Origin of the sequence: Pseudomonas sp. BN414, from assembly GCF_029871275.1 — a bacterium.
Lineage (GTDB): Bacteria > Pseudomonadota > Gammaproteobacteria > Pseudomonadales > Pseudomonadaceae > Metapseudomonas > Metapseudomonas resinovorans_C.
In genome coordinates this window covers 15879-39109 of the sequence record NZ_SSOL01000075.1, presented here as the reverse complement: position 1 = coordinate 39109, position 23231 = coordinate 15879, and the positions used below count along the sequence as shown (strand labels likewise).

Sequence of the window (23231 nt, the reverse complement as noted above, 5' to 3'; positions counted from 1 at the left end):
TCGAACCCGCGACCCCCGGCGTGACAGGCCGGTATTCTAACCGACTGAACTACCGCTGCGCGTCGGCCGGACTTTCGTCCGAAATTCACAAGGATTGGTGGGTGATGACGGGATCGAACCGCCGACCCTCTGCTTGTAAGGCAGATGCTCTCCCGGCTGAGCTAATCACCCATCGCCTTGCGAGGCGCGCAATTTACGCAGAGGGCTTCGCTAAGTCAACACCCTGTATGGATTTTTTCTTCGGACAGCGTTTTCCGCCCGGTTTGCCGCCACTCCGATGCGCACCAGCACAGGGCGGTCGCACCAGGGTGACGCAGGATCAGCTCCCGGCCTTCAGCGATACCCGCGCCGTCACCCGGCCATCTTCGGTGCGATCCAGCCCTGCCTCTTCGATGCGAACGCCCTGCCCCTCCAGGACACCCATCCAGCGCAACAGGCTAGGGAAAGCTGCCGGTTGAAGGTTCACCTGCACCGCCCCTGGCGCATCGCTGTCGATTCGCTCGACGGCCAGTCCCTGCTCGGCGGCAGTGGTGGTTACCAGCCCTTGCAGTCGCTCCGGGTCCACCTTGATTTGCGGCTGGCTCTGCACCGCTCGCGCTTCAGGCGCATGAAGCTGCAGATAAGCGTGCATCCCGCGCTGGGCTTCGAAGTACTCGCGATTGCTGGCCAGGCGGCGTTCGGCCGGCAACCAGAGCAGCAGGTAAAGCAGGACCAGGCCGAGGAATATCCCCAGCCACAGCAATGCCGTGCGATCCCGGGCCGGCAAGGCGCGCCAGCGCAGGGCCAGGGAGGAAGCCTGCCACTGCGTGCGGAGCGGCGTCTTGATTGCATCGAGCATCTTCATCCCCCTATCACCAGGCGCGCGCTGACGCCGCTTTCGTCACGACTGGCCGAGCCCATCTGCACGGACAGCCCGCTTCCGATCAGGCGCTCGCGCAGGCGCTCCAGGGCATCGAACCCCGGCGCCTGGACCTGCAGCGCAAGATCACCCCGTACTTCACTGAAATCCAGTTGCTGCACCCGCACCTGGGCACCTTCGGCGATCAAGGCCCCGGCCGCCTTGCCGAGCAATGCGAGCAGGCGGCTCTGCCCAGCACCGGAGGCTTCGGCCAGATGCTGATCGAACTGCGCCCGCAGGTTCACCAGCTTGGTGTCCTGGGGAAACAGTTCGCGATAGAGCGCCTCGTTGGCATCGGCGTAGGTATCGCCCTGGCGCTGCAGCTGCCAGGCCTGCACCAGGTTGAAGCCCCATTGCAGCACCAGCCACAAGCCGACCAACCCCAGCAGCGGCTTCCAGCGCGACCAGCGTTGCCGCTCTTCCTTCAGGGTGAACTCGCCCTGCGCCAGATCGCTGCCCTTCTGTTCCGCCAGCCAGCCATAGGCATCTCCTACATCGCGCCAGTCATCCACGCCGTCGAGGGTCTGGCGCTCGACGGGAGCGCGCCCACTGCGCGGCGCCGGACAGACATCCCGCAGATGCGGCCAGTCCTGCTCCTCGAAGCCAAGTCGGGTACTGCCCTCGCCCCCCAGCAACCAACGCTGATCGAGCCAGAGCAACTGGGTGCTCTGGCCCGGCAGCAGGTCGGCGTCTATCTGGATGGACGCAGGTATCGGCCCGAGCTTGCCGGCCAGATCGAGCCATCCCGCCAGCCAGCTGCGGCGCACCGCAAACACCCGGTGCCGACCATCGGCCAAGGCACCACCGAGCCCCAGGTGGAAGCTCTCGACATCCTCGGCGAGCATTTCCTCCACCGCGAACGGCAATGCCTGGCGCAACCAGCGGCCCTTCTGCGTGGGCAGGCGGACCGCGCAGCAGGTCACGGCCTCCACCGGCAGGATCAGGCGCCAGGGCGGCGCCACCTCTTCCAACGCCCTGGCGAATGGCAGGCGACGACCCGTGCCTCCTTGCCAGAGCAGCACCTCCAGTTCGGCATCCAGCTGCGTGCAGGCGGCCACCGGGAGGAAGATGCAAGCCTGTGTCATGACTGCGGCTCCTTGACGGGCGCAGGCGGCAAACCGCCCTGCCCGAGATCACGAGAAAGAATCCGTACCTTGCCGTCACTGCCGCGCTGCAAGGTACTGACCAGAACCTGGCGGCGACCGGCGAGACGCACCTCGCTGATCACCTGGAAATACTGACTGCCCACCGCCAACCCTTGCGCCTCCAGCCCCATCCCGGCGAGAGCCGGCTGGCCGAGGAAGGCATCCAGGCTGCGGAAACCAGTGGCGCCTCGCGCGGCCATCAGCAGCCCCCCACTGTCGGCGTCGAGGTTGTCGGCCAGGGTGGACAGCACGAGGGCACTGGCCGTGTTGACGTTGAGGGTGGAATCGGACGGCAGCACGGTCACGTAAGGCAGCAGCTTGCGATAGTCCAGCTCCGTCATGCCTAACACTAGGCGCAACTCGGACACATCGCTCATGGCGTGGTTGGCCACACGGTAAGGCGGCTGCAACAGCAGGTACTGGTTATCTTCCGCGCCATTCGGCCCGAAGGGCTCCTCGTCACGGTCGAGCCAGTCCACCAGCCGTTCGGTATAGGGCGCTTCGATGCCCAGGCGCAGCAGAAGACGGCGGAACTGGCGAATGCCCTGCTCGTTGAGCTGGCCGTCACGCACTAGGCCATTGAGGTTGAAGCGCCCGCTCGGGTCCTCGATACGCACGCTGAGCGAACCACCATCGTCCAGCTGGAACGTGCTCAGGGGACGGGCCCAGACCTCGCCGAGGTGATCCACCGGGGTACGCGGATCGCCTTGGCGCAGGTCGCGTAGCAGTATCGCTTCGGCCAATGCCTCGCCGCCAAGGGCGTACTGGGCTACCTGGCGGGTGTGCAGTTCATTGCCGCTGGAGCGAATGGAAAGCTGGGTGCGGGCGATCAGGCCAGCGCAAACGACGGTGACCACAGCCACCACCAGCAGCACCGTCAGCAGCGCAACACCCGACTGGCGTTTCATTGCGCCTGCTCCTGGCCGTCTTGCTGCTGGTTGCCCTGCTCGCCCTGTGGACTCTGCTGTTCGCCATCCTGTTGGTCACCGCCCGCCTGGGGCACCTGCCGCGGAGGGTTTTCCACCAGCCGCAGTACCCGGCGCAGTTCGCCATAGCGACGATGTTGCAGGGTGAGTTCCAGGGCCAATGGCAGGCGATCCAGGCGCTCATCGTCCGGCAGCCCGGCGGGCGGCCAGCTGTCCTGCCAGTCACCACTGTCGTCCATGTAGCGCAGCTTCATGGAGGTCACGCCATCCAGGGCGTTCTGCACACGGGGTAGGCTGTCCTGCGCCTGATCCAGGACCGTCCAGTAACGCCGCTCCAGACGCTCACCGGAAAGCTGCCAGCGCACCCGCTGCAGACGCGAGCGCTGAGTGCCGGTGGGATTGCGCCAGCCACTGCGGGTGAATTCCAGGCTGTCGCTGTCGCCGGATTGCTCGCCCAGCAGCGCGGCCCGTGATTCGCCATAGGCATCGCGGATCGGACGAGAAATCACCTGGCGGACGTCGCGCTCGAAGGCGGAAACGCCGCGCACCAGCTCTCGCAGTTGCTGTTCCTGCACACGCGTCGCCTCGTCGCTGTCGAGGACCGCGCCGAGCATGCGCCAGGTGCCGATGGCCAGCAGCGCGAAAATGGCGATCGCGATCAGCAGCTCCAGCAGTGTGAAGCCTGCGGCGCGCTTCATGGCGTGCTCCCGAGGAAACCCACCAGGCGCACGGCCGCGCGGTCTTCCAGTTTGCCGCCGATTCCTCGCACGGGCTTGGGCGCGACCCACAGCGTGACCCGTCGCAGCGCCGGGTCGCTGGTGCCTTCGACCTGGCTCAACCACTCCCAGCGCCGCCCGCCGTAGTCCAGCTCACCCTGGTCGCGGCCATTGCCCGGAGGCGTCTGGCGCAACTGCAGCTCCGTCAGGCGGTTATCGGCAATCCACATCGCCAGGGTCTTGTCCTCCAGGCGCGAAGCGATCTGCAGGCTGCGGGCGCTGGCGGTGAGCACACTGGCGGCGACCACCGCGAAGATGGCCAGGGCCACCAGCACCTCGATCAGGGTGAAGGCGCGACTGTTCCTCATCCAGCACGCCCTTTGCCGCTCAGGCTCTCCACGCGGGGCAGGCGGAAACCGTCGCTGGAGAGCTGCAGACGCCGCCCATCCTTGCGGCGCTCTGCCAACTCCAGGCGGAACGGACTGAGTTCGCCACTGGAGAGGATGATCAGTTGCGGCACCGGACGGACGTCCTTGGTTTCCTTGTCGTCCTTCTTGACCGGTGCGGGCAGCGCCAGGGGCTCGCCGTCCAGTTCGAAGGTCAGTTCGGCCCACTCCGGCAACTGCCGGGCGCCATCGGACATGGGCTGCCAGCGCGAACTGGATTCGTCGTAGTAGTAGACCTGGTAACTGCCGCGCTCGAGCCGCAGGCCGTACTCGCGATTGTCCAGCACCGCCTCGTCGGCGAGCACGCCGATCAGCCCCGCCAGCCGCTCCGCTTCATTGTTGAGTTCACGGGCTGGGCCGGCGACGCCGGCGCTGATGACCGCCAGCCCCGCGAGACAGGCGATGACCACCATCACCACCAGCACTTCGATCAGCGTGAAACCTGCGGACGCCAAGGCGCCGGACATCCGGCCAACGCCACCCTGCCGCCCGCTTCTCATCAGTTGTCCCAGTTGGCGATGTCGGCGTCGTTTTCGCTACCGCCTTCCTTGCCATCGGCCCCCAGGGAATAGAGATCGTAGGTGCCCTTGCTGCCAGGCGAGAGGTACTGGTAGGGGTTGCCCCATGGGTCGATGGGCAGCTTCTTCAGGTAGCCGTCCTTGTTCCAGTTCTTTGGCGGCGGATTGCCGGAGGGCCGGCTCACCAGGGCTTCGAGGCCTTGCTGGGTGCTGGGGTAGGCGAAGTTGTCCAGCTTGTACATGTCCAGGGCGGCACCGATGGCCTTGATATCGCCCTTGGCCACGGTGACCTTGGCCTGGTCGGGACGGTTCATCACTTGCGGGACCACCAGCGCGGCAAGGATGCCGAGGATGACCACCACCACCATGATTTCGATGAGCGTAAAGCCCGACTGACTACGGCGCAGATTCACGCGATTACCCCACGAGTTGGTTGAGAGAAAGGATAGGCAGGAGGATGGCGAGCACGATCATCAGCACCACTGCCCCCATCACCACCAGCATGAACGGTTCGAAAAGACCGACCAGCAGGGCGATGCTAGCGGCCAGGTCGTTTTCCTGGTTGCGCGCAGTGCGGGCGAGCATCTGGTCGAGTTCGCCGGAACGTTCGCCGCTGGCAATCATGTGCAGCATCATCGGCGGGAACTGGCCGCTGCCTTCCAGCGCGCGGGTCAGGCTGCCGCCTTCACGAACCTTCTGTGCCGCCACCACGACATGGGCGCGGATCACGCGATTGGCGATCACTTCGGCGCCGATGCCAAGGGCCTCGACCAGCGGTACACCGCTGCGGGTCAGGATCGCCAGGGTGGACGCGAAGCGCGCCGTATCGGTGGCGCGCACCAGTCGTCCCACGAGCGGGATACGCAGCATCAGGGCATGCCAGCGCTGTCGAATATCAGGATCGCGCAGCGCCCAGCGGGCGCCGATGAAGGCCGCGATCAGCACCAGCAGCATCAGCCAGCCCCAGTGTTTGACCAGATCGCTCAGGGCGATGAGGCCTCGCGTGAGCAACGGCAAGGTCTGCCCGGAATCGATGAACACCTTGACCACATCCGGCACCACGAAGCCCAGCAGGAAGGCGACGATGGCCAGCGACGCACACATGAGGATCACCGGATAGAGCAGCGCCAGCTGGATCTTCTGCCGCGACTGTTGGCGTTGCTCGGTGTAGTCGGCCAGTTGCTCCAGCACAGGTCCCAGGTGGCCGGCATGCTCACCCGCCGCCACGGTGGCGCGATAAAGATCAGGGAAGGCCGAGGGGAACTCCCGCAGGCTGCTGGCCAGGCTGTGGCCCTCCAGCACCCGCGCGCGAACCGCCAGCAACATCGACTGGATGCGCGAGCTGCTCGACTGCGCGGCCGCCGCCCGCAAGGCTTCTTCGATGGGCAGCGCCGCCTGCACCAGAGTCGCGAGCTGGCGCGTCACCAGGGCGAGGTCACGTGCGGAAAGACCACGCGACAAGCTGAAGCGGCCTCGCTCGGCCTGCTCGCGAACGCGGGTCGCACGCACTTCCAGCGGTGCCAACTGGCGCTCGCGCAGCAGCTGGCGCACCTGGCGGGCACTGTCCGCTTCGAGCACGCCCTTCTGCTGGCGGCCCTTGGCGTCGAGCGCGAGGTATTCGAAAGCGGCCATTTATTCTTCCTGGGTGACCCGCAGTACTTCTTCCACCGTGGTGACCCCGAGCAGGACCTTGCGCCGTCCGTCTTCGCGGATGCTCGGACTGGACAGGCGCGCGTGGCGGATCATCTCCTGCTCCGAGGCGACACTGTGGATTAGGCTGCGCATGTGATCGTCGAACACCACCAGCTCGTAGATACCGGTACGTCCGCGATACCCCTGCTGGTGGCACTCCGTGCAACCACGGGCACGATGCAGGGTCGGCGCGCTGTCCGGCTCAACGCCCAGCAACTGGCATTCGGCGGTGTCGGCCTGATAGGCCTCCTTGCAATGCGGGCACAGCACCCGCACCAGGCGCTGCGCCAGGACACCCAATAGGGACGATGACAGCAGGAAGGGCTCGACGCCCATGTCCACCAGACGCGTGATGGCACCAATCGCACTGTTGGTGTGCAAGGTGGACAGCACCAGGTGGCCGGTGAGCGACGCCTGCACGGCGATCTCGGCCGTCTCCTGGTCGCGGATCTCGCCCACCATCACCACGTCCGGGTCCTGGCGCAGGATGGCGCGCAGGCCACGGGCGAAGGTCATGTCCACCTTGGGATTGACCTGGGTCTGGCCGATGCCCTCGATGTGGTACTCGATCGGGTCTTCGACAGTGAGGATGTTACGGGTGCGGTCGTTGAGCGTGACCAGGCTGGCATAGAGGGTGGTCGTCTTGCCCGAACCGGTGGGGCCAGTGACCAGCAGAATGCCGTGGGGACGGCGCACGGTGTCTTCCAGCTGATGGCGATCGCGATCGCTCATGCCCAGATGCTGCAGCGTGAGGCGACCGGCCTGCTTGTCCAGCAGACGCAACACCACGCGTTCGCCATTGGCCGACGGCAGTGTCGAGACGCGGATGTCGACTTCGCGCCCAGCCACCCGCAGGGAAATACGGCCGTCCTGGGGGATGCGCTTTTCGGCGATGTCCAGGCGCGCCATGACCTTGATCCGCGATACCAGCAGTGCCGCCAGCTCGCGCTTGGGCTCCAGCACTTCACGAAGGATACCGTCGACGCGGAAGCGCACGACCAGGCGTTTCTCGAAGGTTTCCAGGTGGATGTCCGAGGCGTTTTCCTTGATCGCCTCGCCGAGGATGGCGTTGATCAAACGAATGATCGGCGCGTCGTCTTCCTGCTCCAGCAGGTCCTCGGTTTCCGGAATCTGCTCGGCCAGCGCGGCGAGATCGAGGCTTCCACCGAGGTCTTCGGCCAGTTGCATGGCCGCAGAGGAGTCATGCTGATAAGTCTGCGCCAGGGCCTGTTCGAAGGCCTCGCCAGTGAGCGGTTTCAACGGCAGGCTGCGCCCGGCGAAACGACGCGCCTCGGCCAGCGCGACCAGCTCGACTCCCGGGCGGTGTGCCAGGCAGGGCTCCACACCGTCGAGCAACAACACGCCATGCCGCTTGGCGAATCCAAAGGGCAGCCGTCGCAGGGGGGCTTCAACGAGTGGAGAGTTCATCCGTGGGCGCCTATTTCAGGAAAGGGTCCAGAAGGAAGTATTGCAGGGCAATCTGACGATTGTGCAGAGCCGCTGTCCGATTCTTATGATGCTTGTGAACAAAACCACCTAAAGCCGTAAAAATTCACATATATCTTTAGCACAGCGACCGCATCGCAACATCACCCGAATGGCCGAACATGGCCGGCAAAGTCGCTGCTATGATCAACGCAGTTCTGCCACAAACATAATCAGAAAAAGAACGCAGCATTAGGAGTTGGACCCACTTGCGAGCTTCGGATTCCGTGCATTGGCTGCAACGCCACGCGCCAGCACTTGTCGGTGCCTTGCTGGTGCTTGCCATGGGCGCCAGCTTTGCCTGGCAGACCCGGGAATGGTTGCGCCTGGTGGATGCGCCAGCCCAAGCACCCGAACAGCAGGGAACGCCCCTCGCCACCAGCCAGCCACTGCAGAACCTGGAGCCCCTCTTCGGACCGGCGCCGAAGGTCCAGCCCAGCGGCCCGCCCCCCTCTACCAATCTGCGCCTGACCTTGCTCGGCAGCTTCGTGCACGCCGGGTCAGGCAAATCCATTGCCATCATCCAGTACGAAGGCGGCAAGCCTCGCCGCTTCACCGCTGGTGACGAGATCACCAGCGGTGTGAAAGTACACGCGGTGTATCGCAATCGCGTCGAAATCGAACGCAACGGCCGTCTGGAAAGTCTCAGCTTCCCGGAGCCGCGTTCACGCTTCACCCCTGTCGGCGGCGCTCCCGACGAGCCGTCAGCCGCAGTGATCGACGAACTCAACGGCCTGCAGGAAGACAACGCCGCGGAATTGCGCGAGCGCATGGAAAAGCTGCGCCAACAGATGGAAGACCCGGAAAACACCGTCTCCGAACCTTCCGCCGAACAGCCCCAGGAAAGCGAATGACACGATGACCCCGACCTTCTCGCGCCTCACGCTCGCCCTGATTGCTGCCGGGATGCTGACCGCCCCCCTGCCCCTGCTCGCCGCCCAGCCGGCCGCCGCGACCGGCAATGTGCAGCAACAGCAGCAGGACGGCTGGACCATCAACCTCAAGGATGCCGATATACGCGAGTTCATCGACCAGATCGCCGACATCACCGGCGAGACCTTCATCGTCGACCCGCGCGTGAAAGGTCAGGTCAGCGTGGTGTCGAAGGCGCCGCTTGGGCTCAATGAGGTGTACCAGCTGTTCCTTTCGGTCATGGCAACCCACGGCTTCACCGTGGTCACCCAGGGCGACCAGGCACGCATCATCCCCAATGCCGAAGCCAAAGCAGAGGCCGGCAGCAGCCGTGCCGGCGCCGAAAGCCTGGAGACCCGCGTGATCCAGGTGCAGCACACGCCGGTGACGGAACTCATCCCACTGATTCGACCGCTGGTCCCTCAGTACGGACATCTGGCAGCCGTGACCTCGGCCAATGCCCTGATCATCAGCGACCGCGCGGCCAACATCGCGCGTATCGAAGAGCTGATGCGCCAGCTCGACCAGAAAGGTGACCGTGACTACACGGTGCTCAACCTCCGCTACGCCTGGGTGATGGACGCCGCCGAAGTGCTCAACGCGTCCCTAAACCGTGGGCAATCCAAGGGCACGTCGGGCACCCAGGTGATCGCCGATGCACGCACCAATCGCCTGATCATCCTCGGCCCACCCTCCGCCCGCGCGAAGCTGGCTGCCCTGGCGCAGTCCCTCGACACCCCCACTTCGCGTTCGGCCAACACGCGGGTGATCCGACTACGCCACAACGACGCCAAGGCGCTCGCGGAAACCCTCGGCGAAATTTCCGAAGGGCTGAAGAGCGAGGAAGGCGGCGGCGGTGAAGCCGGCGGCGCCGCGACCGGCGGCAAGCCGCAGAACATCCTGATCCGCGCCGACGAGAGCCTGAACGCCCTGGTGATGCTGGCCGAGCCTGATGTCGTCACGGCCATGGAAGATATCGTCCGCCAACTCGACGTGCCCCGCGCCCAGGTGATGGTCGAAGCGGCCATCGTCGAGATTTCCGGCGACATCACCGACGCGCTGGGCGTGCAGTGGGCGGTGGACGCCCGCGGCAATACCGGCGGCCTGGGTGGCGTGAACTTCGGCAATACCGGGCTCTCGGTGGGCACGGTGCTCAACGCCATCCGCGACGATGAAATCCCCGACACGCTGCCGGATGGCGCCATCATCGGCATCGGCACGGAAAACTTCGCCGCCCTGATCACCGCCCTGTCTGCCAACAGCAGGAGCAACCTGCTGTCGACGCCCAGCCTGCTGACACTCGACAACCAGAAGGCGGAAATTCTCGTGGGCCAGAACGTGCCCTTCCAGACCGGCACCTTCACCACGGACGCCTCAGGCGCCAACAACCCCTTCACCACCATCGAGCGCCAGGACATCGGCGTGACCCTCAAGGTGACCCCGCACATCAACGAAGGCGCCACCCTGCGCCTGGAGATCGAGCAGGAAATCTCCTCCATCGCCCCCTCCGCGACCCTGACCGCGCAGGCGGTGGACCTGATCACCAACAAGCGCTCGATCAAGAGCACCATTCTTGCGGAGGATGGCCAGGTGATCGTGCTTGGCGGCCTCATCCAGGACGACATCACCCAGACCGACTCCAAGGTGCCGCTGCTGGGCGACATCCCCATCCTCGGCCGGCTGTTCCGCTCCACCCGTGACACCCACGTGAAGCGCAACCTGATGGTGTTCCTGCGCCCGACCGTCGTACGCGACCGCGCCGGCCTCGCAGCCTTGTCCGGGAAGAAGTACAACGACATCCGCATCGTCGGCGACCACGACAAGGAAGGTCGTCCGGCCATCCTGCCGAGCAAGCCCGTTGAGCTGTTCGATGGTCAGCAGACGCCAGCAGTCGACTTGCGCAAGCCGTGAGGAGCAAGGGCTCGTGATTCATTGCCGGCACGAGCCTTTATCCCGGTAACCAGGCACAAAAAAGGGCGGCCCACCCAGGTGGAGCCGCCCTCTTCTTTCCTGCCCGCCTGCCTATCGGCCGTTATTCGGCACGGTCGGCTTCTGGGCCCAGTCGATCAAACAGCGGCGAGCCCGCGCTCCAGATCAGCCTTGAGGTCACCCACATCTTCCAGGCCGATAGCCAGGCGGACCAGGCTGTCGCTGATACCGGCATTGGCCCGTTCCTGCGGCGAAAGACGCCCATGGGACGTAGTGGCCGGGTGGGCGATGGTGGTCTTGGTGTCGCCGAGATTGGTGGTGATGGAGATCATCCGGGTGGCATCGATGAAGCGCCAGGCCGCTTCCTTGCCACCCTTGACCTCGAAGCTGACCACCGCGCCGAAGCCCTTCTGCTGGCGCTTGGCCAACTCGTGCTGTGGATGGCTTTCCAGCCCCGAGTAGTAGACGCGTTCGACACCGGTCTGCTGCTCCAGCCAGCGGGCGATCTCGAGGGCGCTGGCACAATGGGCCTGCATGCGCACGCGCAGGGTTTCCAGGCCTTTCATCATCACCCAGGCGTTGAAGGGGCTCAGGGTCGGGCCCGCGGTGCGCAGGAAACCCACCACTTCCTTCATATGCTCGGCGCGACCGGCGACCACGCCACCCATGGTGCGGCCCTGGCCATCGATGTACTTGGTGGCCGAATGCATGACGATGTCGGCACCCAGCTTGAGTGGCTGCTGCAGGGCCGGGGTGCAGAAGCAGTTGTCCACCACCAGCAGGGCGCCCTTGGCGTGGGCGATCTCGGCCAGCGCGGGGATATCCACCAACTCGGCCAGGGGGTTGGACGGCGACTCGACGAACAGCAGCTTGGTGTTCGGCTTGATTGCCGACTTCCAGCCGTCCAGGTCGGACAGCGCCGGGTAATCGACCTCGATGCCGAAGCGTTTGAGGTACTTCTCGAACAGGCTGATGGTGGAACCGAACACGCTGCGGGAAACCAACACATGGTCGCCACTGCTGCACAGGCTCATGGCGATAGCGAGGATCGCGGACATGCCGGAAGCGGTCGCGACGGCCTGTTCGGCGCCTTCGAGGGCGGCAATGCGCTCTTCGAAGGTCCGCACGGTCGGGTTGGTGTAGCGCGAATAGACGTTGCCCGGTACCTCACCGGCGAACCGCGCGGCGGCGTCGGCGGCAGTGCGGAACACGTAGCTGGAGGTCAGGAACATGGCCTCGCCATGCTCACCTTCCGGCGAGCGGCGCTGGCCAGCGCGCACGGCCAGGGTTTCGAAGGCGGCGCCTTCCAGGTCACTGTCCAGCCTTCCGGCTTCCCATTCCTGCGTCATATCCCTACCTCTTCAGAAACGAAGCCCGGATAGGATCCGGGCTACAGACTTACAACTCGCCGCCAGACGCGCGACTCAGTTGTTGTACAGATCGATGATAGCGCTGACCGCGTGGGCCTTGACCTTGCTGGCATCGTTACGTGCCTGCTCGATCTTGTTCAGGTACTGCTCGTCGACGTCGCCGGTGATGTACTGGCCATCGAACACTGCGCAATCGAAGTGATCGATCTTCACCTTGCCACCGCCCACTGCATCGATCAGGTCCGGCAGGTCCTGATAGACCAGCCAATCGGCACCAATGAGTTCGGCCACTTCCTCGGTGGAGCGGTTGTGGGCAATCAGTTCGTGGGCGCTGGGCATGTCGATGCCGTACACGTTCGGATAGCGCACGGCCGGAGCCGCGGAGCAGAAGTAGACGTTCTTGGCGCCCGCTTCGCGAGCCATCTGGATGATTTGCTTGCAGGTGGTGCCGCGAACGATGGAGTCGTCCACCAGCATCACGTTCTTGCCGCGGAATTCCAGCTCGATGGCGTTCAGCTTCTGGCGCACGGATTTCTTGCGCGCAGCCTGGCCCGGCATGATGAAGGTACGGCCGATGTAGCGGTTCTTCACGAAGCCTTCGCGGAACTTAACGCCCAGGTGGTTGGCCAGTTCCAGGGCTGCGGTACGGCTGGTATCCGGGATCGGGATCACGACGTCGATGTCATGCTCAGGACGCTCGCGCTGGATCTTCTCGGCCAGCTTCTCGCCCATGCGCAGGCGCGCCTTGTAGACGGAGATGCCATCCATGATGGAATCCGGGCGGGCCAGGTAGACGTGCTCGAAGATGCAAGGGGAGTACTCCGGCTTGGCCGCGCACTGACGGGTGAACAGCTTGCCTTCTTCGGTGATGTACACCGCTTCGCCCGGAGCCAGGTCACGGATCAGGGTGAAGCCCAGCACGTCGAGGGCGACGCTCTCGGAAGCGATCATGTACTCGACGCCTTCGTCGGTGTGACGCTGGCCGAAGACGATCGGGCGAATCGCATGGGGGTCACGGAAGCCGACGATGCCGTAACCGGTGATCATGGCCACCACGGCGTAGCCACCCTTGCAACGTGCGTGCACGCCGGAAACCGCGGCGAATACGTCTTCCTCGGTGGGCTGCAGCTTGCCGCGGTGGGCCAGCTCGTGGGCGAACACGTTGAGCAGCACTTCCGAGTCGGAGTTGGTGTTCACGTGGCGCAGGTCGGACTCGTAGATTTCCTTGGCCAGCTGCTCGACGTTGGTCAGGTTGCCGTTGTGCGCCAGGGTGATGCCGTAAGGCGAGTTGACGTAGAACGGCTGGGCCTCGGCGGAGCTGGAGGAGCCTGCGGTGGGATAGCGCACGTGGCCGATGCCGATGCTGCCGACCAGGCGCTGCATATGGCGCTGCTGGAAGACGTCACGGACGAGGCCGTTGTCCTTGCGCAGGAAGAGCCGGCCATCATGGCTGGTCACAATACCGGCAGCGTCCTGGCCGCGATGCTGAAGCACGGTAAGCGCGTCATACAGCGCCTGATTGACGTTCGACTTACCGACGATACCGACGATGCCACACATGTGACGCAACCCCTGCTAGTAGTTCAAGCTAATCAAGTACCTGCCCAGGCCGTTTGGGTATGGACAGGCATGCTTCCGGTGCGACGCATCAGCTGGGTGAGCTGATGCCGCTCGCGAGCCACTGACTGGTAAAGCCCAGAATAAGGTTCTTCGACCAATCGGCGACCATTAGAAAATGCGGCAACAGCGTGGATTGCTGCCACCAGGGATCCTGTTGCACCGGCGCCAGGCTGAGCAGGCCGACCAGTAGCACCACCAGCAGCGCGCCACGGGCGGCGCCAAAGGCCATGCCCAGTACGCGGTCGGTGCCGTCCATACCGGTAACCCTGACCAGTTCGCCGATCAGGAAATTGATCAAGGCGCCCACCAGCAAGGTGGCGACGAAGAGAATGGCGCATGCGGCGATGATGCGCGCCGAAGGCATTTCGATGAATTCGGTGAGATGCAGTGACAGGGCGCCGCCGAAGGTCCAGGCAACTACGCCTGCGACTATCCAGGTCAGGAGCGAGAGAGCTTCCTTGACGAAGCCCCGACTCAGACTGACCAGGCTGGAAACGGCGATGATGGCGATTATCGTCCAATCGACCCAGGTGAATGCCACGATGCGGCCCACAAACAGAAAAGGCGCTGCATTTTAGCAGAGCCCTTTCACTCCGGTAACCCGCGAAACAGAAAGGGCCCGATTAACCTGGTCTATCAGGTCTTTTCCGGCTGGAAACGGACGATGAAGCCATTCAGCTTCTGCTGACGGGACAGTTGGTCACGCAGGCGATTGGCCTCTGCCCGTTCGATCACCGGGCCGACGAACACCCGGTTCATGCCCTCTACGCTGCGGATGTAGGCGTTATAGCCCTGGGTACGCAGGTTCTTCTGCAGGTTCTCGGCACTGGCGCGACTGGACAGGCTGGCCAACTGGATCGACCAGCTGACTGGCAGGCCGTTGACGTCCAGACGCTTCTCTTCGGCCTTGGCCGCGGCAACCGGAGCAGCCGGCGCGGGCGCAGGTGCCTTGGCCTGTGCCGCAGGTTGTGGCTGTGTTTGCTGCGGTTGCGCGGGAACCGGGACAGCGGGTGCCGCAGGTTGGGCGGGCGTTGCCGGAGCAGCGTCCTCGGCCGGCGGAACATTGGCCGCCAGTGCGTCTTCGGCAGGCTCCAATGGTGGTACGGGCTCCTGAGGCAGGGCCTGCGGTTCCGGCACCTGGACCTGCTCGAGTGCCACCGGAGGCATCTCCGGCGCCTTGGGCATGGGCGGAGCCTCCACCACTACCTGACGCAACTCGTCCTCGCGACTGAACAACATGGGCAGGAAAATCACCGCCAGCGCCACCAGCACCAAAGCGCCGACGATACGTTGCTTGAGTCCCTTGTCCATTACAGCCATTTCCCCTACTCCCCCGCTGCTTGGTTTTCCAGCCAGCTCAGCGCCTCAGCCACACTGTAGAACGAACCGAACACCAGAATTTCGTCGTCCGGTGCCGCCCGCTCACACTGCGCTTCGAGCGCTGCGGCGATATTTTCGTGGACACTGACGCTTGCGTGAAGGTTCGTCAATGCCGCCTGCAATTCCGCAGCAGGACGGCTACGCGGGGTGGGCAATGGCGCTACGGCCCAATGGGCCAGTTGCCCGCTCAGCGGGCCGAGAACGCCGGGAAGATCCTTATCGGAAAGCAGGCCGAAAACGGCCAGACGCCTGCCGGCGACCGGACGGGCCGCGAGGCGCGCCGCCAGGTACTCGGCGGCATGGGGGTTGTGACCGACATCCAGCAGGAGCGAAACCTTCTTGCCGCGCCATTCGAGGCTGCGGCGATCCAGACGCCCGGCGACCCGGGTACCGATCAGCGCAGCCTGGATGACTTCCGGCTGCCACGGCATGTCCAGCAGCGCATAGGCCTGGAGCGCCAGGGCGGCGTTTTCCATGGGGAGGTCGAGCAGAGCCAGGTCGTGCAGCTCAAGCACCTGCCCGGACGCGCAAGTACCGCGCCAGTGCCAGCTACTGTCGCCCTGCGCCAGATCGTACTCCCGGCCACGCAGGAACAGCGGTGCGGCAAGTGCACCCGCCTGGTCCAACAGCGGTTGAGGTGGGTCCAGGTCGCCACAGAGGGCTGGCTTCCCTGCGCGGAAGATGCCTGCCTTCTCGAACGCCACGCTTTCCCGGGTGTCGCCGAGCCAGTCCGCGTGATCCAGGCCGATGCTGGTCACCAGGGCGAGGTCGGAATCCACCAGGTTGACGGCATCCAGGCGACCGCCCAGGCCAACTTCGAGCACCACGGCATCAAGGCCTGCGTGCTGGAACAACCAGAAGCCCGCCAGGGTGCCCATTTCGAAGTAGGTCAGGGAGATTTCGCCACGCGCCGCCTCCACAGCGGCGAAGGCATTGCAGAGCGCCTGGTCGGTAGCCTCCTGGCCATTCAACTGGACGCGTTCGTTGTAACGCAGCAGATGCGGCGAGCTGTACACGCCGACCTTGAGCCCCTGGGCGCGCAACAGCGCGGCCAGGAAAGCACAGGTGGAACCCTTGCCGTTGGTGCCAGTGACCGTAATCACCTTCGGTGCCGGCCGGGTCAGGCCCAGCCGGTCGGCAACTTCGCGGCTACGCTCCAGCCCCATGTCGATCGCCGTGGGGTGGAGCTGTTCAAGATAGGAAAGCCAGTCGGCAAGGGTTCTCTGGGTCATGCGATAGCCGGGGAAGGTAGACGCAGCATCTGCGCCAGCAGCCGACCAAGGCGCTCTCGCAGTTCTGCGCGGGGGATGATCATGTCAATGGCGCCGTGCTCCAGCAGGAACTCGCTGCGCTGGAAGCCTTCCGGCAGTTTCTCGCGAACGGTCTGCTCGATCACGCGCGGGCCGGCAAAGCCGATCAGGGCGCGCGGCTCACCGACGATCACGTCACCGAGCATTGCCAGGCTTGCAGAAACGCCACCGTAGACCGGGTCGGTCAGCACGGAAATGAACGGGATGCCCTCTTCACGCAGGCGAGCCAAGACGGCGGAAGTCTTGGCCATCTGCATCAGGGAAATCAGGGCTTCCTGCATACGCGCACCACCGGAGGCGGAGAAGCAGACCAGCGGGCAACGTTTTTCCAGGGCCACGTTGGCAGCGCGGACGAAGCGCTCACCCACGATGGCGCCCATGGAGCCGCCCATGAAGGAGAATTCGAACGCACAAGCCACGATCGGCATCTTGTGCAGGGTGCCGCTCATGGCGATCAGAGCATCCTTCTCGCCGGTATCTTTCTGCGCGGCGACCAGGCGGTCCTTGTACTTCTTGCTGTCGCGGAACTTCAGGCGATCCACCGGCTCCAGGTCGGCACCGATCTCTTCGCGACCTTCTGCGTCCAGGAAGATGTCCAGGCGGGTGCGCGCGCCGATGCGCATGTGGTGGTTGCACTTAGGGCAGACGTCCAGCGTCTTTTCCAGTTCGGGCTTGTACAGCACCGCCTCGCAGGACGGGCACTTGTGCCAGAGGCCTTCCGGAACGGAGCTCTTCTTCACCTCGGAACGCATGATCGAAGGGATCAGCTTGTCTACCAGCCAGTTGCTCATGCTCTAGTTCTCCACAGCTTTCAGGCCCGAACACGCGCTAGCGGTTCAAAGCCCGGCGCATGTTCTTGAGCGAATTCATGGTTGCGACCCCGGCACTCAGCACGCATCCGGGGATCACCTTGGCGATGGCCTCGCCACCACCTTCGTAAAAAACCGGCCCGATCGACGCAGCCTTGCCGCGCGACCCGCCAGGCTTCGCCTGACTGGGCAACTCGGTTATGGACGGCAGCGACGCGCTGTCCGTCACATATGCAGGAGACGCGCCAGCACGGGAGTACACGAAATTTTCCGCAATCTGCATGTCAGGCGCGTGCCTGTTGGATGAAGGCTTGAATTTTCGCGGCGTCCTTGATGCCCTTGCTCGCCTCGACTCCCCCACTCACATCCACGGCGTACGGCCGAACCTGGCGCACCGCATCGCCGACGTTCTCGGGGGTAAGACCACCGGCGAGAATCACCGGTTTTGCCGCATTCCGGGGCACCAGGCTCCAGTCGAAGGCTTCGCCGGTGCCACCAGGGGTGCCCGCGACATAGGTGTCGAGCAGCACACCAGACGCCTCGGGATAGCGCGCGATTGCTGCTGCAACGTCGTCACCCGGCTTGACCCGTAGCGCCTTGATGTAAGGACGACCGTAGCCGCCGCAATCCGCCGGGCTTTCATCTCCGTGGAACTGCAGCAGGTCGAGGGGAACCTCTTTGAGCAGTTGCGTCAGCTCAGCTCGCGGCATGTCGACGAAGAGCCCGACAGTGGTCACGAATGGAGGCAACGCAGCGATGATGGCGCCTGCCTGGGCCGGAGTCACCGCGCGCGGACTCTTCGCGTAGAACACAAAACCTATGGCATCCGCCCCGGCAGCGACTGCGGCCAGGGCATCCTCGATTCGGGTAATACCGCAGATTTTGATGCGAACGGCTGACAAGATGCAGGCACCTGAAGGCTAAAGACCACGGATGTTAGCAAAGGCCCGGCGCAGCGTCAGCCCGCGCAATCCGGCAACCCGGAAAGAAAGTGCGGCCCGAGGTAGCGCTGGGGAAGCTCGAACTCTTCGGGATATTCGACTCGCACCAGATAGAGCCCGTAGGGATGCGCGGTCACGCCACCCTCCCGACGGATTTTCCCTTCCAGCACCTGCCTTGCCCACTCCACCGGTTGTTCACCGGCACCAATGGTCATCAGCACACCGGCGATATTGCGCACCATGTGATGAAGGAACGCATTGGCGCGGATATCGAGCACGATCATGCGACCGAGCTCGATCAGCTCAAGGTGATGCACGGTCTTGATCGGCGATTTCGCCTGGCACTGTCTCGCACGAAACGCACTGAAATCGTGGGTTCCCACCAGACAACGCGCGGCCTCACGCATGCGCTCGGCATCCAGGGGTCGGTGGTTCCAGGTCACTTCTTCTGCCATGTGCGCCGGGCGAATCTCGTCGTTGTAGATCACATAGCGATAGCGCCGGGCCATGGCGCTGAAGCGGGCATCGAAGTGCTTTGGCATCTCCCTGGCCCAGGTAACGCTGATATCCGGCGGCAGATTCGCGTTAGCGCCCATCACCCAGGAGAGCGCGGACCGCGAGACGGGCGTATCGAAGTGCACGACCTGGCCGCTGGCGTGCACCATGGCATCGGTACGTCCAGCGCAGGACAGCGTCACGGGCGCACCACCCGCCACACGGCAAAGGGCTTTCTCCAGCGCGCCCTGGATAGACGGAACCCCATCGATCTGGCGCTGGAAGCCGCGATATCGCGAACCCTTGTATTCGACTCCAAGGGCAATTCTGTAAATGCCAGCGGCAGCCGAGTTGGCTGCCGCTGCGGGTACTACTTCAGTCATCTATCAGCTGAGTCGTGCGATCAGTTCGCGCGCTTCCTGTTGCTGGGTGTCACTACCCTCGGACATCACCTCGTCGAGGATGTCGCGAGCACCTTCAGTGTCACCCATGTCGATATAGGCACGAGCCAAATCCAGTTTGGTCGCGGTTTCGTCGGTACCGGAGAGGAAATCGAAGTCATCTTCCTCGCCCAGTCCCAGGCCGAGCTCTGCCGCCTCGTCTTCCAGCACGGCAACGGGCTCGGGCTCCGGCGCTTGCTGCAGGCTGTCGGAGAGCTGATCCAGCTCGGCAGTCACCTCGTCCAGCTGCGCAGCAAAGCTGTCGTTGTCTGCCAGCGGCTCTGCAATCGTCTCGCCGGGAAGCGAGAGGTCGAAATCGGCCGGCAGATCGAGAAGGGCTTCGCTTGCCTTTTCCGCTACCGGAGCGGGGGTTTCGACGGTCAGCGGCGCATCGAGGTCGCTGTCCAGGCTCAGCAGGAAATCGTCCTCTTCCACCGTCGCCGGCTGGGTGGTCGGCTCCAGGTCGAGGCTGAAACCAGCGAGATCATCGCTGAGTTCCAGGCTTTCGTCACCCGTCAGCAGCTCATCGCTACCGCCGATGTCCAGGTCGAAGTCCAGGTCATTTTCGGCGTTGGCCGGAGCAGCCATCGGGAGATCGAGCTCCAGATCGTCCAGGCCCAGATCGTCCACCGGAGCCGCAGCAGGCTGGATGGCAGCCGGCTTTTCGTTAGCCAGCTCCAGGTCGAGATCGGACCCCAGATCATCCAGGCTCAGGTCAAACGCATCGTCCAGGTCTGACCCGCTGCTTGCCGGCGTGTTTGCCGGAACATCGTCAAGGGTCAGGTCATCGAGACTGAAGCTGTCGAGATCGTCTGCCGCAGCCAGACCCGCAGCCGCAGTGGCTGCCACGGCAGCTACGGCCATGGCCGGATACCTGCCTTTCAGCTGGTCGATTTCGCCACTTGCACCGCCAATCTCGCGGAGCTCGCTTTCCTGGCGGGCGAAACCTTCGCGATCACCCAGTTCGGCGTAGACCTCCATCAGCTTGAGGCGAAGATCGCTGCGATGCGGCTCATCGTTGATGGCGTTCTGCAACAGCTCGGCAGCCTGGTTGAAGCGACCGTAGGCGATATAGATGTCGGCCTCGCTGAGCACGTCGCCGGTCTGCGCGGTGACACGCTCGTCAGCCTTGGCAGGCGCGGCGTCCGGCACATCGGCAACGGCGGTATCCAGTTCCGGACTATCGAGGCCGGCGAAGCTGTCGTCCTTCAGGTCGAGGTCGACGTCGAAGGTGTTCTCGTCATCCTGCGCGGCAAGGCTGTTCTGCAGCTCGGCCTCTTTCAGGGCATTGCGACGCGACAGCACCATCAGCAGGACCAACAGAGCGACGAGCGCACTGCCGCCGGCCAGGAGGAGCAGCATGGGATTGGCCAGCACGTCGTCGATGATGCTGGACTGCGGCGGCTCGACCACTGGCGCCGCGGCCGGGGCGGTTTGCACGGGTTTGACTGGAGCTGCCGGCTCGACGGGCTCTGCCGGCTTCGGCTCCTGGGCAACGGCCGGCGCTGCAGGCTGGGCAGGCGTTGCCGGCTGGTCAGGAGCAACAGGCTGCGCTGGAGCGGCTGCAACCGGCTCGGCCGGGACTGCGGCTTCCGGGGCGGCGGGTTGAGCCGGTGCCGGGGTCGGCACTGCAGCTGTCGGCACCTCAGGCGCCGCCGGCGTAACGGTAGCGGGCTGGGCAGGCGTAGCGGCAGGCTGGGCCGGTGCTGCGGGAGCTGCGGGAGCTGCGACGGGCGCTGCAGCGGTGGCAGGAGCAGCTGGAGCCTGCTTGCCTTGATTGGCCATATTGGACTGCAGCTTCGCGAGCTGGTCGTCCTTGAGCTGGATCAGACTCTGCAGCTTGTCCATCTGGCTCTGCAGATCGGTCATGCGGCTCTTCAGTTCATCATTTTCGCGACGGGTCGAATCCAGGCTTTCCTGGGTTACAGCCAGTTTGTCGCTGAGCGCCTTGCTTTCGCCGTTGGCACCCTTGTCGCTGCCACTGGAAGCCTTACCACTCGCAGCGGAAACCAGACGCAGGTTGTCCTGGGTCTCAACTTTCTCGGGGGCTTCACCTGCGTTGCTGCGTTTGGTGGCATCGAGTTGGCGCTTGCCCTCCCCTGCCAGGCTGCGACCTTCGCGCCAGGCGGTGTTCTGGGCCTGCACCTGGGAAATGGCCTCGGCCTGAGTACGGCTGGCGATCTGCTTTTCATCGGGCAGGCGCAACACCTGGCCGCTCTTCAGGCGATTGATGTTGCCATCAACGAAAGCGTCCGGATTCAAGTCCTGGATGGCCAGCATGGCCTGGTGCACAGAGCCACTGGCACGGCTGCGCTCAGCAATCTCCCAGAGGGTATCGCGGGAGGTGGTGCGGTACTGGTCAGTCGGCGCCTTGGGGGCAGCCGCCTGGGAGGGAGCGGGAGCCGGAGCAGGTGCTGGAGCACTGGGGCGCGGTGCAGCAGCGGAGGTCGCCGGGGCGCTGCGAACAGGCGCGGCAGACGGCGCTACTGCGGGGCGCGGTGCTGGCGCGGGGGCGGCGACCGGAACTTTCGGCGCGGCGGCGGCTGCAGCCTGTGGCGAATAGAGCGGCGGATCGAGAAGCAGCGTGTACTCACGCAGCAGCCGGCCATTGGGCCAGAGCACCTCGACCAGGAAGTTCAGATAGGGTTCGCGGACCGGCTTGGTGGAGGTCACCCGGATAACGCTGCGGCCGTTTGGCTTGACCACCGGGGTGAACTTGAGGTCCTGCAGGAAATACTGGCGATCGACGCCGGCCTTGGAGAATTCCTCGGCCGATGCCAGGTTCGGCTTGACCTCGGCAGACGCCAGGTCACGCACTTCGCGCAGCTCGATCTCCGCATCCAGTGGCTGGTTCAAGGAAGAACGCAGGGTGACTTCCCCGAGTCCCAGGGCGTTGGCCACGCCCGAAGTCAGCGCGGATGCAGCCGCGATTGCCAGCACAAGTTTGCGAACCCGAACCATAGAGTGATTCCCTTGTTTTATCTTTTTTCTCGCGAGGCGAGAGGAGGGTCTTAAGTCGCTGCCTGCGCACGCCTGAAACGGCGGCTCCCCATCAACGATAAGGCCAAGCCAGTATTGTCAAGCTAGAAAAGTTCTACAAATTTTCAGGTAAGTATCTTTGACAGATAGTGTTTTATCAACAACTCGGCCGACTGCACAGCATTGAGCGCAGCGCCTTTTCTTGCATTATCTGAAGCAATCCACAAATTGAGTTCACACGGGTCATCCAACCCGCCCCGAACGCGGCCTACATATACCGAATCCTGCCCTACGGCGTCGCCGACAGCGGTCGGATAATCGCCCTCTTCTTCCACAAACTCGACGCCCGGCGCTGTTCCGAGCTGCTCACGTACCTTGGCAACATCCACCGGCTGCTCAGCCACGACCGAAACCGCAAGGCTGTCACCAAAGAAGACCGGAGCCAGGGCGCAGGTGGCGGACACACGCAGAGCCGGTTCGCCGAGCAACTGCTTGATCTCTCCCGCCAGACGGCGCTCCAGGGAAGCATGCCCTTCTGCATCCGGGACACCGGCCTGCGCCAGGACGTTGAAGGCGATCTGCCGATCGAAGAATCGCGGCTCCAGAGGCCGCGCGTTGAGCAGCTCGGCTGTCTGGCGCGCCAGCTCGGCTACGCCTTCGCGACCACGGCAGGACACTGCGAGGCTGGCCATCACACTGACGCGCTGCGGCGTGAGCAGGCCCTTGAGCGGCGCCAACACGCAGGCCAGCGCCACCGACGAGGCACTGGGGCTGGTCAATTGATAGGGAGCCGGGAGCGTTTCGAGCAGCTGCGGGTTGGCTTCCGGAACCAGGGCTGGAGCGGTATTCGGGTCCAGCGCGCCGGACAGGTCGATCAGCGAGCACCCTGCCGACGTCGCGCGAGCGGCAAAGCTGCGGGTCACCGCTTCACCGGCCGCAAAGAAGGCCAGACGCACCTGGGCAAAATCGAACTCGGCTACATCCCGCACCCGCAGGTTGCGTCCTTTGAAAGGCAGCGATGTGCCGGCGGATTCGCCACTGGCGAGCAGATAAAGGTTGCCGACGGGAAATTCCCGCTCTTCGAGGAGCTGGACGAGGGTTTCGCCAACGGTGCCGGTGGCGCCGATCACGGCGATATCGAGGGACTGGCTCATGGGGATACTTCTGGCGATGCGAGGAGCGGCACTTTAACCGCCACCCCGCACGCAGGCAATCGAGGG

Annotated in this window: 22 protein-coding genes and 1 tRNA gene; 2 read left to right on the top strand and 21 right to left on the bottom strand. The window is 64.3% G+C overall.

What is annotated here, in order from left to right; genetic code table 11:
• Positions 1 to 95: 95 nt before the first annotated feature.
• The 10 genes from E8E95_RS22725 to gspE all read right to left on the bottom strand — a co-directional run bounded on the left by E8E95_RS22725 (position 96) and on the right by gspE (position 7769).
• Positions 96 to 171 (bottom strand) — tRNA-Val (locus E8E95_RS22725).
• A 148-nt stretch (positions 172 to 319) separates the two neighbouring features.
• Complete coding sequence (locus tag E8E95_RS22720; RefSeq protein WP_280354081.1) at positions 320 to 838, bottom strand: type II secretion system protein M; 519 nt, start codon at positions 836 to 838, stop codon at positions 320 to 322.
• Between the two features lie 2 nt (positions 839 to 840).
• Positions 841 to 1983, bottom strand: coding sequence for a type II secretion system protein GspL (gene gspL, locus E8E95_RS22715; RefSeq protein WP_280354079.1), 1143 nt, complete (start codon positions 1981 to 1983; stop codon positions 841 to 843).
• Positions 1980 to 2951 (bottom strand): type II secretion system minor pseudopilin GspK, encoded by a 972-nt coding sequence (gspK, locus tag E8E95_RS22710; protein ID WP_280354077.1) that lies wholly within the window; start codon positions 2949 to 2951, stop codon positions 1980 to 1982. The genes gspL and gspK overlap by 4 nt, the downstream gene beginning before the upstream one ends.
• The gene (gspJ, locus tag E8E95_RS22705; protein ID WP_280354076.1) at positions 2948 to 3667 is read right to left on the bottom strand and encodes a type II secretion system minor pseudopilin GspJ; all 720 of its coding nucleotides are present in this window, start codon (positions 3665 to 3667) and stop codon (positions 2948 to 2950) included. The genes gspK and gspJ overlap by 4 nt, the downstream gene beginning before the upstream one ends.
• The gene (gene gspI, locus E8E95_RS22700; RefSeq protein WP_280354075.1) at positions 3664 to 4053 is read right to left on the bottom strand and encodes a type II secretion system minor pseudopilin GspI; all 390 of its coding nucleotides are present in this window, start codon (positions 4051 to 4053) and stop codon (positions 3664 to 3666) included. Before gspI ends, gspJ begins: the two co-directional genes overlap by 4 nt.
• Positions 4050 to 4598 carry a type II secretion system minor pseudopilin GspH gene (gspH, locus tag E8E95_RS22695; protein WP_280354074.1) on the bottom strand — a complete coding sequence of 183 codons (549 nt, stop codon included), beginning with the start codon at positions 4596 to 4598 and terminating at the stop codon, positions 4050 to 4052. Before gspH ends, gspI begins: the two co-directional genes overlap by 4 nt.
• Positions 4599 to 4630: 32 nt before the next feature.
• Positions 4631 to 5017, bottom strand: a complete 387-nt coding sequence (gene gspG, locus E8E95_RS22690; RefSeq protein ID WP_280354381.1) for a type II secretion system major pseudopilin GspG — start codon at positions 5015 to 5017, stop codon at positions 4631 to 4633.
• A 49-nt stretch (positions 5018 to 5066) separates the two neighbouring features.
• Positions 5067 to 6281, bottom strand: a complete 1215-nt coding sequence (gene xcpS, locus E8E95_RS22685; RefSeq protein ID WP_280354072.1) for a GspF family T2SS innner membrane protein variant XcpS — start codon at positions 6279 to 6281, stop codon at positions 5067 to 5069.
• Positions 6282 to 7769, bottom strand: coding sequence for a type II secretion system ATPase GspE (gene gspE / locus E8E95_RS22680; RefSeq protein ID WP_280354070.1), 1488 nt, complete (start codon positions 7767 to 7769; stop codon positions 6282 to 6284).
• A 266-nt stretch (positions 7770 to 8035) separates the two neighbouring features.
• Here gspE and E8E95_RS22675 point away from each other — a divergent pair, with 266 nt between their 5' ends.
• Together E8E95_RS22675 and gspD are read left to right on the top strand one after the other, a co-directional pair.
• The gene (locus E8E95_RS22675; RefSeq protein ID WP_280354068.1) at positions 8036 to 8680 is read left to right on the top strand and encodes a type II secretion system protein N; all 645 of its coding nucleotides are present in this window, start codon (positions 8036 to 8038) and stop codon (positions 8678 to 8680) included.
• 4 nt (positions 8681 to 8684) lie between these two features.
• Positions 8685 to 10649, top strand: a complete 1965-nt coding sequence (gspD, locus tag E8E95_RS22670) for a type II secretion system secretin GspD (RefSeq protein WP_280354067.1) — start codon at positions 8685 to 8687, stop codon at positions 10647 to 10649.
• A gap of 155 nt (positions 10650 to 10804) precedes the next feature.
• On the opposite strand, the gene E8E95_RS22665 is transcribed toward gspD, so the two are convergent.
• From E8E95_RS22665 to E8E95_RS22615, 11 genes are all read right to left on the bottom strand, one after another.
• Entirely contained in the window at positions 10805 to 12016 is a 1212-nt protein-coding gene (locus E8E95_RS22665) for an O-succinylhomoserine sulfhydrylase (protein ID WP_280354065.1), read from the bottom strand.
• Positions 12017 to 12091: 75 nt separating this feature from the next.
• Positions 12092 to 13597 (bottom strand): amidophosphoribosyltransferase, encoded by a 1506-nt coding sequence (gene purF, locus E8E95_RS22660; protein ID WP_280354063.1) that lies wholly within the window; start codon positions 13595 to 13597, stop codon positions 12092 to 12094.
• Between the two features lie 88 nt (positions 13598 to 13685).
• Positions 13686 to 14198, bottom strand: a complete 513-nt coding sequence (locus tag E8E95_RS22655; protein WP_028631332.1) for a CvpA family protein — start codon at positions 14196 to 14198, stop codon at positions 13686 to 13688.
• A 95-nt stretch (positions 14199 to 14293) separates the two neighbouring features.
• A complete protein-coding gene (locus E8E95_RS22650; protein ID WP_280354062.1) occupies positions 14294 to 14977 on the bottom strand; it encodes an SPOR domain-containing protein in 684 nt (227 codons plus the stop codon).
• A gap of 5 nt (positions 14978 to 14982) precedes the next feature.
• Positions 14983 to 16269: a bifunctional tetrahydrofolate synthase/dihydrofolate synthase gene (folC, locus tag E8E95_RS22645; protein WP_280354061.1), complete on the bottom strand. Its 1287-nt coding sequence runs from the start codon at positions 16267 to 16269 to the stop codon at positions 14983 to 14985.
• A complete protein-coding gene (gene accD / locus E8E95_RS22640; protein WP_280354060.1) occupies positions 16266 to 17138 on the bottom strand; it encodes an acetyl-CoA carboxylase, carboxyltransferase subunit beta in 873 nt (290 codons plus the stop codon). The genes folC and accD overlap by 4 nt, the downstream gene beginning before the upstream one ends.
• Positions 17139 to 17175: 37 nt before the next feature.
• Complete coding sequence (locus tag E8E95_RS22635) at positions 17176 to 17439, bottom strand: hypothetical protein (RefSeq protein ID WP_280354059.1); 264 nt, start codon at positions 17437 to 17439, stop codon at positions 17176 to 17178.
• Between the two features lies 1 nt (position 17440).
• Complete coding sequence (locus E8E95_RS22630) at positions 17441 to 18058, bottom strand: phosphoribosylanthranilate isomerase (protein ID WP_280354058.1); 618 nt, start codon at positions 18056 to 18058, stop codon at positions 17441 to 17443.
• Between the two features lie 56 nt (positions 18059 to 18114).
• A complete protein-coding gene (gene truA / locus E8E95_RS22625) occupies positions 18115 to 18975 on the bottom strand; it encodes a tRNA pseudouridine(38-40) synthase TruA (RefSeq protein ID WP_280354057.1) in 861 nt (286 codons plus the stop codon).
• A gap of 3 nt (positions 18976 to 18978) precedes the next feature.
• Complete coding sequence (locus tag E8E95_RS22620; RefSeq protein ID WP_280354056.1) at positions 18979 to 21993, bottom strand: FimV/HubP family polar landmark protein; 3015 nt, start codon at positions 21991 to 21993, stop codon at positions 18979 to 18981.
• Positions 21994 to 22136: 143 nt separating this feature from the next.
• On the bottom strand, positions 22137 to 23165 hold the full coding sequence (locus tag E8E95_RS22615; protein WP_280354055.1) for an aspartate-semialdehyde dehydrogenase: 1029 nt from the start codon (positions 23163 to 23165) through the stop codon (positions 22137 to 22139).
• Between the last annotated feature and the right edge of the window lie 66 nt (positions 23166 to 23231).

What these genes read in the sequence shown, in the direction of transcription:
- xcpS (WP_280354072.1), bottom strand. Translation starts at nt 6,281, where the DNA reads ATGGCCGCTTTCGAATACCTCGCGCTCGACGCCAAGGGCCGCCAGCAG.
- E8E95_RS22635 (WP_280354059.1), bottom strand. Translation starts at nt 17,439, where the DNA reads ATGCAGATTGCGGAAAATTTCGTGTACTCCCGTGCTGGCGCGTCTCCT.
- gspI (WP_280354075.1), bottom strand. Translation starts at nt 4,053, where the DNA reads ATGAGGAACAGTCGCGCCTTCACCCTGATCGAGGTGCTGGTGGCCCTG.
- gspG (WP_280354381.1), bottom strand. Translation starts at nt 5,017, where the DNA reads ATGGTGGTGGTGGTCATCCTCGGCATCCTTGCCGCGCTGGTGGTCCCG.
- gspK (WP_280354077.1), bottom strand. Translation starts at nt 2,951, where the DNA reads ATGAAACGCCAGTCGGGTGTTGCGCTGCTGACGGTGCTGCTGGTGGTG.
- E8E95_RS22720 (WP_280354081.1), bottom strand. Translation starts at nt 838, where the DNA reads ATGCTCGATGCAATCAAGACGCCGCTCCGCACGCAGTGGCAGGCTTCC.
- gspE (WP_280354070.1), bottom strand. Translation starts at nt 7,769, where the DNA reads ATGAACTCTCCACTCGTTGAAGCCCCCCTGCGACGGCTGCCCTTTGGA.
- purF (WP_280354063.1), bottom strand. Translation starts at nt 13,597, where the DNA reads ATGTGTGGCATCGTCGGTATCGTCGGTAAGTCGAACGTCAATCAGGCG.
- accD (WP_280354060.1), bottom strand. Translation starts at nt 17,138, where the DNA reads ATGAGCAACTGGCTGGTAGACAAGCTGATCCCTTCGATCATGCGTTCC.
- gspJ (WP_280354076.1), bottom strand. Translation starts at nt 3,667, where the DNA reads ATGAAGCGCGCCGCAGGCTTCACACTGCTGGAGCTGCTGATCGCGATC.
- truA (WP_280354057.1), bottom strand. Translation starts at nt 18,975, where the DNA reads ATGACTGAAGTAGTACCCGCAGCGGCAGCCAACTCGGCTGCCGCTGGC.
- folC (WP_280354061.1), bottom strand. Translation starts at nt 16,269, where the DNA reads ATGACCCAGAGAACCCTTGCCGACTGGCTTTCCTATCTTGAACAGCTC.
- gspL (WP_280354079.1), bottom strand. Translation starts at nt 1,983, where the DNA reads ATGACACAGGCTTGCATCTTCCTCCCGGTGGCCGCCTGCACGCAGCTG.
- gspH (WP_280354074.1), bottom strand. Translation starts at nt 4,598, where the DNA reads ATGTCCGGCGCCTTGGCGTCCGCAGGTTTCACGCTGATCGAAGTGCTG.
- E8E95_RS22665 (WP_280354065.1), bottom strand. Translation starts at nt 12,016, where the DNA reads ATGACGCAGGAATGGGAAGCCGGAAGGCTGGACAGTGACCTGGAAGGC.
- E8E95_RS22650 (WP_280354062.1), bottom strand. Translation starts at nt 14,977, where the DNA reads ATGGCTGTAATGGACAAGGGACTCAAGCAACGTATCGTCGGCGCTTTG.
- E8E95_RS22615 (WP_280354055.1), bottom strand. Translation starts at nt 23,165, where the DNA reads ATGAGCCAGTCCCTCGATATCGCCGTGATCGGCGCCACCGGCACCGTT.
- gspD (WP_280354067.1), top strand. Translation starts at nt 8,685, where the DNA reads ATGACCCCGACCTTCTCGCGCCTCACGCTCGCCCTGATTGCTGCCGGG.
- E8E95_RS22620 (WP_280354056.1), bottom strand. Translation starts at nt 21,993, where the DNA reads ATGGTTCGGGTTCGCAAACTTGTGCTGGCAATCGCGGCTGCATCCGCG.